We start from the raw sequence: 10511 nt of genomic DNA, 5'->3' as shown, positions 1-10511 counted from the left end.
ACCCTTCGTGGCTCGTCGCTTGCGCTCCTCGCACCTCAGGGAGCAGGGGGCAGTTCTTTCGGATTAGCGAGCAGAGGGGGCACAAGAGAGAAAGCGACGAGCCACCAAGGGCATCCGGTCACTCCGGGTCGGCGAAGCTCGCTTCGCGTCGCGCCATCCCGGCGTGTACCGCCTCCATCTGATTGGGGGATCCCATCAGTCCGACCTGGAGTTCGCTCTCCAGCATCAGCGCCGCGGCCGGATCGGTGCCCGCCCACGATTCGTCGTAGAGACGCTTGGCGGCACGGACCGCGTGCGGCGACTTCGATGCGATCTCGTGCGCGAGATCCAGTGCGGCGGTGAGCGGATCGTCGACGACGCGGGTGACCAGCCCGAGTCGTTGGGCCTCGGCGCCGTCGACGATGCGTCCGGTGAACGTGAGTTCCTTTGCCACATCCGCGGACACGAGTCGCGGGAGGGTCTGGGTGATGCCCATGTCGGGCACCAGTCCCCACTTGACCTCCATGATGGACAGGCGTGCGTCGGGGGTCGAATAGCGGATGTCGGCGCCCAGCGCGATCTGCAGGCCACCGCCGAAGCAGTTGCCGGTGATGGCCGCGATCACCGGTGCCGGGATGCGGCCCCAGTCCAGTGACACCCGCTGCGCGTGGTTGCCGAGCACGCCCGGTTCGCGCTCCAGCAGCGAGTTCACCCCGCCACCCTGACCCAGGCTCGACACGTCCAGGCCGGAACAGAAACTCTTGCCCGCACCGTGTACCACCACAGCCCGGACGCGGTTGTCCTCGGCGAGGGTGCCCGTAACGTCGATAAGCGCATTGAACATCGCCGGATCGAGCGCGTTGTGTTTGTCGGCCCGGTTGAGCGTCGCCGTGGCGACACCGGCGTCGTCGATGTCCACGACGATCCGCTGCTCGGTCATGTATCTACTTCCGATCTGTTGTGGGTGGGTGTTTGATCTCGCGGAGCTGACGTCCGCGGCGCTGGTAGCGCCAGATGAAGTAGCCGACGCCGATCGCCAGAACGACACCGATGATCACGCCCCACGCGGTGGCGGCGCGAAAGCCGGGCGCTTCGACGTCGAAGATGCGCTCGCCGGCGTGTGCGCCGTTCCCACCGCCGGCGACCACAGTGAGGGTGAGCAGGTTGGGGATCGCGAGGACCACGCCGAGAACGGCGAACATGATGGTCGGGACGTTCTTCATGCGGCTGCGGTTGACGAACGCCAACGTGAAGAACAGTACGGGCAAGAAGGTGCACACGATCCCGAGAACGAGGCCGGTGCCGATGCCGCGGCTGAAGGAACCTTCGACGCGCTGCCCGATCTGACCGGCCCACCAGCGCGGTAGGAACGCCTCGAGGATGAAGTAGGTGACGACGAGCAGCGCGGCGATGACGAGTCCGATCACCACCTTCTTCACCACGGAGTTCGCGCGTTCTGCGGCGGTCGGCTTGACCGGGGTCGTCCCATCGGTCGTCGAGTCGGTCGACGCGACGCCGGGCGTGGTTCCGGCGGAATACTGGGAGGCTTCCGGTGGCGGCGCGGCGGGAGGCACCGCTCCCGACGGGTACGCGCCGGAGGGCGTCTGTCCGGGCCCGCCCGGGTTCGGCGGCTGTCCGGATGGATTGGCAGAGAACGGTTCGTTGCTCATGGGCCGAGTGTATGCGCGGACCGCTGCCCGTCCGCCCGGAAAACACCCCGTGCACTCACTGCTTCCGGATGCCGCCGTAGATTCCGCGACGGACGATCCACGGTTGCAGGATCGTGTCGACCGACCACGCCGGGAATCGGAACGGGCGCCCGTTGGGCGCGAACACCTGGAGACCGTCGGCCTGGACACCGAGCACCGAACCCCAACGCCGCCGTGGGGGAGCGTAGCGCCGCGCACGGCCCGGCCGCCCGGTGAGGTCGGATCGGATGTTGTGTGCGAGCAGACGATCGGCACGATTGCGAGCGGAGCTGCGGAGGTCGTCGGTTGCCGCGACGTCGCCGATCGCATAGACGAATTCCGCCCCGGGTACGCGCAGTTCGGCCGTCACGCGCACGAAGCCCGACGGATCGAGCACCTCTCGCGGCAGCCACTCCGTGTTCGGTCTCACCCGGCCGATGGCCCAGAGCACGGCATCGGCCTCCACCGGCGGCTGCCCTGTCGAGAAGTTCACCGGCCCCGGAGTGATCTCGTCGCAGGCAAATCCGTCGGGCACGACCGCACGATGTCCGCCGTGCACGCCGACGCCGAGCCGCCGCAACCGGGCCAGGACGGTCGCCCATGTCCGCGGATGATGCTGCGGCAGAGCACGTTCGCCCGGGTGATACAGGTCGACCTGTTTGCCCGGCCAGGTCTGCGCCAGGTTGGCGGCGGCACTCACCGCCGCTGCACCGCCACCGATCACCGCGATGGTCTCGGCAGCGGCGAACCGCGCATGAGCCGAGCGCAACTCGGCGTCGACGTCGGCTTCCGACTGCAGTTCCGGATGTCGCCAGAACCCGTTCCGCACGCCGGTGGAGATGATCAGCGCGTCGAAACGCTCGACCCTTTCCGTGCCGTTGGCGTCGACGACGGTGACGGTGCGGTCACCGAGGTCGGTACCCGTCAGTGTGCCGTGGACGGTCCGGATGCCGTCGAGCTTCCGGAAGCGCCCGAACGGAATCCGGTAGTCGCGCGCCCACGCATCGGGCCGGCTGATCCGCAGCCCGAGTTCCTGCCCGCTGACCAGCCCTGGCTTCGACGAGATGCCCACGACGTCGGCATGCGGGGCGAGATGGATCGCGGTCAGTACTCCGGAATCACCGAGACCGGCGACGACGACGCGTGGTCGGCTCACGCAGTGACCTGATCCGGCGGGTTCGCGGCCGAGCGCGGGGGCCGGGGAACGAAGCGCGGCACCCGGTCGATGACGTCCTGATAGCCGGGGCGCCGCTCGAGGCTGCGCTTCTCCATCATGGGGATGCTGGCACCGAGGAACATCGCGAGCATCAGGACCGCGCCCACGAACAGCCACCACCAGTCACCGGGCGAGGCGGCGAGCCCGAACAGGGCCATCGACACCCAGAACAGAACCTCGCCGAAGTAGTTCGGGTGTCTCGACCAGGCCCACACTCCGGTGTCGAGGACGGCGCCCGGTGTTCGGTGAGCGGCGAACCGTCGCAGCTGCCCGTCGGCGACGTACTCGAGCGCCGTCGCGGCGAGTCCGACGACGGCCGCAACCGCGGTCAGCCAAGCCAGGACGCCGCCGGTGTGGGTGACCGCGACGTAGATCGGGATCATGCCGAGGAACACCTGGACGGTGGGGAAGACGTGGATCGCCATCAGGTCCACGGGCAGTTCCGCCCGGCCGGCACCGGCCTTCAGCATCGGGTAGCGCCAGTCCTCGTGGTGGAGACCCGGCCAGCCGATCGCCCAGTTCGCAGTCAGACGGATCGCCCAGGCGCCGATGACGACGGCGATGACCCAGCAGTGCACCGCGTCGATCCCGACGTCGCCAGCGGCCCACCAGTAGACGAACAGCGCGGGCGGCACGACGCTCCAATAGGCGTCGTAGAAGCTCGAATTCACGTAGAACCGGCTGAACGCGAAGATCACGAGGGTGGCGAGCAGATCGGCGATCAGGGTGTCGAGCCAGAGGTAGGCGGTGGCCGGACCCCAGATGAGCCAGGCGGCCGCGACCGCGAAGGCCACCAGATAGGCGATCGTCACGCGGACGAACGAACCGCTTCGGCTGATGGTGCTGTCGGTGCTCACGGGCGTCCCCATCACAGCTGTTCTTCGATGGATCCGGCGAGTTTCTCCGGCTTGGTCGTCGGCGAGTATCGCGCGACGACGGACCCGTCCCGCCCGATGAGGAACTTGGTGAAGTTCCATTTGATCCGGCCGCCGAGCACGCCGGATTTCTGGTCCCGCAACCACGCGAACAGCGGGTGAGCGTCGGGTCCGTTCACATCGACCTTCGCGAACATCGGGAAGGTCACATCGTAGGTCAGCGAGCAGAAGTTCTTGATCTCCTCCTCGTCGCCCGGCTCCTGGTGCCCGAACTGGTCGCACGGGAACCCGAGTACGCGCAGACCCTTGTCGGCGTAGTCCCGGTGCAGTGCCTCCAGACCGCGGTACTGCGGGGTGAACCCGCACTGCGAGGCGGTGTTCACGATGAGCAGGGGAGAGCCCTGGAACTGCGAGAGTTCGACGGGATCGCCGTCGATGCCGGTGGCGGTGAAGTCGTACACAGAGGTCATGCCGCTACGCTACGTGCCGATCAAGCACTTGCTTGGGAGAATCGTCGAAGCGTTCCGGGGTCACTCACCGAAGCGCTCGGTCCGGATGCGGGTGCGGTCGTGTCCGGCCTCGACCATCCACTGGGCGCAGTTCTCGACGAACCTGTTCGGGCCGCAGATGAACACGGTCGGCGAGGTGGCCGGGTCCATGGTCAGCGCGGCGAGTTCGCCGGCGGTGAGACGTCCCGCGGGCCGCGTCGCGTCGTCGGGGCCCACCCTGGTGTGGATCAGGTGAACATCCATGCGGCGGTGCGCGATCAACTGCCGGATCTCATCCCGGTAGTAGACGCGTTCGGGACTGCGGACCGAGTAGACGAGAGAGAACGGTGTCTGCGGCGCCTCGACCTCGCGGTTGCGGATCATCGACATGAGCGGTGCGATCCCGGAGCCACCGCCGATCAGTTGGACGGGACGGTCGTCGCCGGACGGCCAGGTGAACCAGTATCCGTGCGGATCGCTGATCTCCAACGGGTCGCCGACCTCCACCATGTCGACGAGGTAGGGCGACACCTCACCGTCCTCGAGTCGTTCGACCGTCACCTCGATCGACCGGGTCTCGCGGACGTCGGACAACGAGTAGGCGCGTGCGGTGGAGTAGCCGTCCTCGGCGGTCAACCGGATGTCGACGTGCTGGCCGGGCAGCGCATGCACTGCTTCGGGGAGAGCGAGGCGCAGGGCTCGCGCGGTGGGGGTGAGGTCGACGACCGCGGTGACCGTCGTGAGATGCCAGGTCGTCACGAGTAGCGCTGTTCGCGCCAGGGGTCGCCGTACATGTGGTACCCGCGTTCCTCCCAGAATCCGGGTGCGTCTTCGGCCATGAAGCGAAGTCGCCGAACCCATTTGGCGCTCTTCCAGAAGTACAGGTGGGGCACGAGGAGGCGAGCCGGGCCGCCGTGCTCGGCGGACAGGGGTTCGCCGTCATAGGTGTCGGCGATCCAGCCGCGGCCGTCGACGAGATCGGCGAGCGGCACGTTGGTGGTGTACCCGCCGTGGCAGTGCGCCATCACGAACGGGGCCGGTTCCCACGGCAGCGCCTGCAGCAAGGTGTCGAACGAGACCCCGCGCCACCGGGTGTCGAATTTCGACCACCGTGTGACGCAGTGGATGTCGGTGGTGATGTCGTCGTGCGGCAGTTCCTGGAACTGGTCCCATGTGAACGTGGCGGCCCGGTGGTCCGCGGATTGCACGGCCAGCATCCAGTCATTCGGAACGATCGCGGGTGTCGGCTCCGCGGACAGGACCGGGAAATCGAGTGTCGTGTACTGGCCGGGAGGGAGACGCCGCGCGTCGCGGTCGCGGCGCCCCACGAAACCTCGGTTGACGATCGCCATGGTCGCGGAGTCTACGCGGCTCGCTTCTATTCGGCCCGCCCGCTTCGCTCCCGGCACCGCCTAGTCGGCGCGACGCATTGGTGCGGTCAGGCGAAATCGAACAGCATCGGTACCACGACGACGACCGCGGCCGCCCAAAGTGCGAACACCGGCAGATAGTCGGTCTGCCACCGCTCCGTCGCATCGAACCCGCGGCGGCGGCGGACGAAACCGAAGAGCAGATACGCCGCCCACGACAAGTTCACCAGCAGGACGAGATTGAGACCGAGCGCCACCGTCTTGTTGGCCGTGAACCCGAACTCCGCGATCCGCGACGCCATGATCGTCAGCATCACCGCGTCGACCGCGAGTGCGGTCACGACCAGCACCAGTTGTAGACGATCGAAGAGTTCCGGGCGCAGATGCGGATCGCGCGCGGAGATCGCATACAGCAGCAAGCCGAGCACGACGACGAGGATCAGGTCCACCAGGATCAGCAGTTCACGGTCGACGTCCACGACGTCGCCACTGGTCACCATCGCGATCAGCAGCACGACGAGCATCACCGCGGTGACGGGCGTGAAGACCTTGGTCAGCACCGGTGCGATGTTCTCGACCACGCTCTGCTTCGCCTCCACCAGCCATGCCGCCAGCAGCACGATGCCGGGCGCGGCGATGGGCGCCAGCCACTGGGAGATCACGGTGTCGACGTCGATGTCGAGCGCACCGAATGCTCCCGCGGTCAGGCCGGTGAGGACTCCCGCACCGAGGCCGAGAAGCGTTGCGTACACGACCCATTCGCCGGTGAACCGGATGAAGTCCATCCGACGCGGTCCGGACGTCCAGCGGCCGCCGACGTAGGTCACCCCCATGAGGAACCACAGGACGATCGGCGCGTGGATCGCGACGATGGCCTGGGTGGTGCCGTCGTCGACGAACGGGTAGACGTTGACCACGATTCCGGTCACGACGAACGCAGCGATCACCGTGAGCGCGGTTCGCGTCGAGACGCGGCGCTTCCAACCGAAATACAGTGCCATGAAAGGAAGTACGAGCAACGCGGCATTGCGGACGAGCACCCATTCCGGCATGACCTCGACGGCGACGCGGACGGTCGTGGCGGCCGCGACGACGAGGCCGATCACGACTCCGAGTTCGTGACGTCGTCGGCCCAGATCGCCGGATGGTTCCGCGGTCAGCACCAGCTGCTTCCACAACCGGTCGGAGTGCTCGCGGGCGAACTCACGCGACAACGCATCGACGCGGCCCATGCGCTTGACGGCGACCAGGAACGCTTCGTCGTCGTCGAGGCCACCGGCGGCGAGGTCGGCGATCTGCCCGCGGAGGTGGTCTTCCATCTCGTCGGCGTCGGTGGTGGCGATGGCTTGATGGCGGAGAACGTATCCGCGCCATCGGTCGATCTGGCTCTCGAGCTCGGTCTCCGCAGTCATGCCAGGCCCTCCGCGGTCGGCGGCAGGGCGACCGTCCGCCACACCTGGTCGAGCGCGTCGGCCACGACCTGCCACTGCGACCTCCGCTCGGCGAGCGCGGCCAACCCCGATGCTGTGATCGAGTAGTGCTTGCGTCGCCGCCCGGTGTCGGCTGCACCCCAGCTCGCTTCGACGTGGCCGGCGCGCTCCAAACGGTGCAGAAGGGGATAGAGCATGCCGTCGGTCCACTCCATCCGACCACCGGACATCTCTCGCACGCGCTTCAGGATGGCGTACCCGTAGGACTCGCCCTCGGCGAGAATCCCCAGCACCAGCGGGGTCGCGGACGCGGCCACCAAGTCCTTCTCGATATACATAGCACTCCTATACCTAGAACTGCTAGGAGCATAGCAGTTCTAGGTATAGGAGTCCTCGGACCGGCGTGTGCCGATTACTTCTTCGACAGGGACGACTCCTTGTGGGCGGCCATCGAGCCCGTCTTCGACGACTTGACGATCCAGTACGGCTCGTCCTCGCTGGCCTTGAACTTCTGCCCCTCGAAGGTGAATTCCTTGGTGCGCTTCTCTTCCGCAGTGCCCTCGGTCTCGCCCTGAGAGGTGTTCCAGCGGACGGTGTCGTTCTTCTTGATCGCCATGGCGGCAGTGTGCCCCGACGGCGTCGACGGTCAAACCTTCTCCGCTGCAAGAGTCGCTGTGGAACGATCATCACGTCGTGTCGAGCCGGAGGTACGCATGAGCGTCGAACGTTCCGAGAACCCGCAGAGAACCGAGCCCGCCATCGACGTCCGGGGTCTGCGTAAGTCGTTCGGTAGGTTCGAGGCGCTTCGCGGACTCGACCTCGAGGTCGCGCGAGGGGAGGTCCACGGCTTCCTCGGGCCCAATGGCGCGGGCAAGTCGACGACGATCCGGGTCCTGCTGGGTCTGTTGCGCGCGGACGGGGGAGAGGTCCGACTCCTCGGCGGCGACCCCTGGCGTGACGTCGTCGAGCTGCACCGCCGGCTGGCGTACGTACCCGGCGACGTCGCGTTGTGGCCGACGATGACCGGCGGGGAGATGATCGATCTGCTCGGCTCGATGCGCGGCGGACTCGACGAGGGGCGCCGGGCCGACCTGGTCTCCAGGTTCGAGCTCGACACGTCCAAACGTGGACGGCAGTACTCCAAGGGAAACCGGCAGAAGGTCGCGATCGTGGCGGCGCTGGCGTCGGACGTAGAGCTGCTCATCCTCGACGAGCCGACGTCGGGCCTGGACCCGTTGATGGAGAACGTCTTCCAGGAGGTCGTGGGGGAGGCCACCGCTCGCGGTACCACCGTGCTGCTGTCGAGTCACATCCTCGCCGAGGCGGAGACCCTGGCGGACCGGCTCAGCATCATCCGCGACGGGGCCGTCGTGGCGACCGGCTCCTTGGCCGAGCTGCGCGGGCACACCCGCACTTCCGTTCGCGCCGAACTGGATTCGGCGCCGAGCCCGGACCTTCTCGCGCAACTGCACAACGCCGAGGTGCACGATATCGATTCGCACGACCACGACTCCGGCGGGCTCCGACTGAGCGCGACCGTGGACTCGGATCAGATCGGTCCGGTGATGTCAGCGCTGACCGCCTGCGGCCTGCGGTCGCTGACGGTCGAACCGCCCTCGCTGGAAAGCCTGTTCCTGTCGCTCTACGAAAAGGCCGACCAGCCGGCAGGGGAGCGGTGAGGCGATGACTGCATCGACGATCGGTACGCCGCCGCTGTTACGGGCCTCCCTGCACCACGAAGGTCGAAGCTTCGCGCCGTGGATCGTCTTGCCCACCGCACTGGCCGTGTCGTCGGTCATCGCCTACCCGTTGCTGTTTCCCGACGCCGCGGAACGCGCCGCGTTCGCCACGACGATCGGCTCGAATCCCGCACTCGGGCTGATCTTCGGACCCGCTTACGACCTGGCCACGGTCGACGGATTCGTCGCGTGGCGCAGCCTCGCGCTGGGCGGTTTCATCGCCGCGCTCGGTGCGATCTTCATCGTGGTCAAAGCCGCACGTGGACAGGAGGATTCCGGCCAGGCCGAACTTCTCGCCGCGGGGGTGCTCGGACGTGCCGCCCGACTGTCGACCGCGTTGATCATGGCCGGCGTGTGCTCGATCGCCATCGGCATCCTGGCGGGTCTGGCGACGTCGCTGTGCGGTGGGGCCTGGGGGTCGTCGTTCCTGCTGGGCGCCGGGTTCACGGTCACCGGTTGGATGTTCGGCGCCATCGCCGCGGTCAGCGCCCAGGTGGGTTCCGACGCCAGGGCCGCCACCACGATTGCCGTGTCTCTGCTCGGCGTCCTGTTCGTGCTGCGCGGGTTTCTGTTCTCGGTGGACGCACCGACGTGGACCACATGGGTCAATCCGCTGGGATGGATTCAGGAGACCAGACCCGCGACCGGCGATCACTGGTGGCCGTTGCTGATCGGCGTCGCGTTCGCGGTCGTCGTCGGTGCAGCGGCTTTCGCATTGCAGCGTGCACGGGATTTCGGTCAGGGACTCATACCGGCCCGGCCGGGCCCGGCACGGGGCCGCATCGGCTCGCCACTGGCGCTGGCGATCCGCCTCAACCGGGCGCCGATCGTCGCGTGGACGGTCGCGTTCGTCGGACTCGGTGTCATCTTCGGCTACTTCACCCGGTCGGTCCGCGGCCTGCTGACCGCGAATCCCGCCATGGCCCAGATCTTCGCCTCCGGCGCGGCGTCGCCCGCGGACCTGGTATCAGCCTTCGTCACAACGATTCTCGGCCTGGTCGGGATCGTCGCATCCGTGGCCGGGGTCCAGATCGTCAATCGCATCCGGACCGAGGAGCTCGACGACCGAGCGGAAGCGGTGCTCGCGACCGGCGTCAGCCGTCCGAGGTACTTCGGCGCCGTCACCGGTGTCGCCCTCGTTGTCCCCGCCGCCCTCGTCACCGTTGCCGGGCTGGTCGTCGGCGTCTTCGCCGCCACGGCCGATCTCGGCCTCGGCTTCGGCGACGTGTTCCTCCAGTCCATCGCCACGATCCCCGCCGTGTGGGCGGTCGTCGGCATCGCCGTCGCCGTCATCGGCGCCCGACCCCGCGTGCGGCCCGCGATCTGGCTGGGCGTCCTGGTGTCTTTCGTGCTCACGATCCTGGGCCCGAGCTTCAAACTCCCGGACTGGGCGCTGGGCTTCAGCCCGTTTCATCACGTACCGGATGTGTCTGCTGCCCAGCCGGATTGGTGGGGACTGGTCTGGGTGGGGGTCGTCGTGGTGCTGCTCGTCGCGGTGGGGTTCGCCGGCTTCCGCCGGCGGGACATCCCGTGACGACGTCGCCCGTTACTTGGGAGCGAGCCCGACCCCCGCTCCCTGAAGTGCGAGCCCGACCCCCGCTCCCTGAAGTGCGAGCTTGCGCAGTCCCACCCCTGCTCCTTGAGGGGCGAGCCCAATAACTGGTCCCTGAGGTGCGAGCGAAGCGAGCCACGAAGGGCTCCGCAACCTGTCTCACCAGGCCCTTCG

At 67.6% G+C, this 10511-nt stretch carries 12 protein-coding genes; 2 read left to right on the top strand and 10 right to left on the bottom strand.

What is annotated here, in order from left to right:
• Positions 1-118 precede the first annotated feature (118 nt).
• The 10 genes from M4D77_RS22280 to M4D77_RS22235 all read right to left on the bottom strand — a co-directional run bounded on the left by M4D77_RS22280 (position 119) and on the right by M4D77_RS22235 (position 7662).
• Complete coding sequence (locus M4D77_RS22280; RefSeq protein WP_259937437.1) at positions 119-919, bottom strand: crotonase/enoyl-CoA hydratase family protein; 801 nt, start codon at positions 917-919, stop codon at positions 119-121.
• A 4-nt stretch (positions 920-923) separates the two neighbouring features.
• Complete coding sequence (locus tag M4D77_RS22275; protein WP_259937436.1) at positions 924-1649, bottom strand: hypothetical protein; 726 nt, start codon at positions 1647-1649, stop codon at positions 924-926.
• Between the two features lie 55 nt (positions 1650-1704).
• On the bottom strand, positions 1705-2823 hold the full coding sequence (locus M4D77_RS22270) for an FAD-dependent oxidoreductase (protein WP_259937435.1): 1119 nt from the start codon (positions 2821-2823) through the stop codon (positions 1705-1707).
• Entirely contained in the window at positions 2820-3752 is a 933-nt protein-coding gene (locus M4D77_RS22265) for a DUF1295 domain-containing protein (protein ID WP_259937434.1), read from the bottom strand. The genes M4D77_RS22270 and M4D77_RS22265 overlap by 4 nt, the downstream gene beginning before the upstream one ends.
• Positions 3752-4228, bottom strand: a complete 477-nt coding sequence (locus tag M4D77_RS22260; RefSeq protein ID WP_058250513.1) for a glutathione peroxidase — start codon at positions 4226-4228, stop codon at positions 3752-3754. The genes M4D77_RS22265 and M4D77_RS22260 overlap by 1 nt, the downstream gene beginning before the upstream one ends.
• 60 nt (positions 4229-4288) lie before the next feature.
• Positions 4289-5005, bottom strand: a complete 717-nt coding sequence (locus M4D77_RS22255) for a ferredoxin reductase (protein ID WP_259937432.1) — start codon at positions 5003-5005, stop codon at positions 4289-4291.
• Positions 5002-5598, bottom strand: coding sequence for a sulfite oxidase-like oxidoreductase (locus M4D77_RS22250; protein ID WP_058250515.1), 597 nt, complete (start codon positions 5596-5598; stop codon positions 5002-5004). The genes M4D77_RS22255 and M4D77_RS22250 overlap by 4 nt, the downstream gene beginning before the upstream one ends.
• Positions 5599-5684: 86 nt before the next feature.
• Positions 5685-7028, bottom strand: coding sequence for a permease prefix domain 1-containing protein (locus tag M4D77_RS22245; RefSeq protein ID WP_259937430.1), 1344 nt, complete (start codon positions 7026-7028; stop codon positions 5685-5687).
• Positions 7025-7384 carry a PadR family transcriptional regulator gene (locus M4D77_RS22240; RefSeq protein ID WP_259937429.1) on the bottom strand — a complete coding sequence of 120 codons (360 nt, stop codon included), beginning with the start codon at positions 7382-7384 and terminating at the stop codon, positions 7025-7027. Before M4D77_RS22240 ends, M4D77_RS22245 begins: the two co-directional genes overlap by 4 nt.
• Before the next feature lie 74 nt (positions 7385-7458).
• On the bottom strand, positions 7459-7662 hold the full coding sequence (locus M4D77_RS22235) for a DUF2945 domain-containing protein (RefSeq protein WP_259937427.1): 204 nt from the start codon (positions 7660-7662) through the stop codon (positions 7459-7461).
• A gap of 97 nt (positions 7663-7759) precedes the next feature.
• Here M4D77_RS22235 and M4D77_RS22230 point away from each other — a divergent pair, with 97 nt between their 5' ends.
• Together M4D77_RS22230 and M4D77_RS22225 are read left to right on the top strand one after the other, a co-directional pair.
• Entirely contained in the window at positions 7760-8725 is a 966-nt protein-coding gene (locus M4D77_RS22230; RefSeq protein ID WP_159370864.1) for an ABC transporter ATP-binding protein, read from the top strand.
• A 4-nt stretch (positions 8726-8729) separates the two neighbouring features.
• Positions 8730-10319: an ABC transporter permease gene (locus tag M4D77_RS22225; protein WP_159370865.1), complete on the top strand. Its 1590-nt coding sequence runs from the start codon at positions 8730-8732 to the stop codon at positions 10317-10319.
• The last annotated feature ends 192 nt before the right edge of the window (positions 10320-10511 follow it).

The organism is Gordonia sp. p3-SID1431, assembly GCF_025143765.1.
Lineage (GTDB): Bacteria > Actinomycetota > Actinomycetes > Mycobacteriales > Mycobacteriaceae > Gordonia > Gordonia hongkongensis.
Note: the sequence above shows the minus strand (reverse complement) of the source record. Positions and strands in the feature narration are given on the sequence as shown.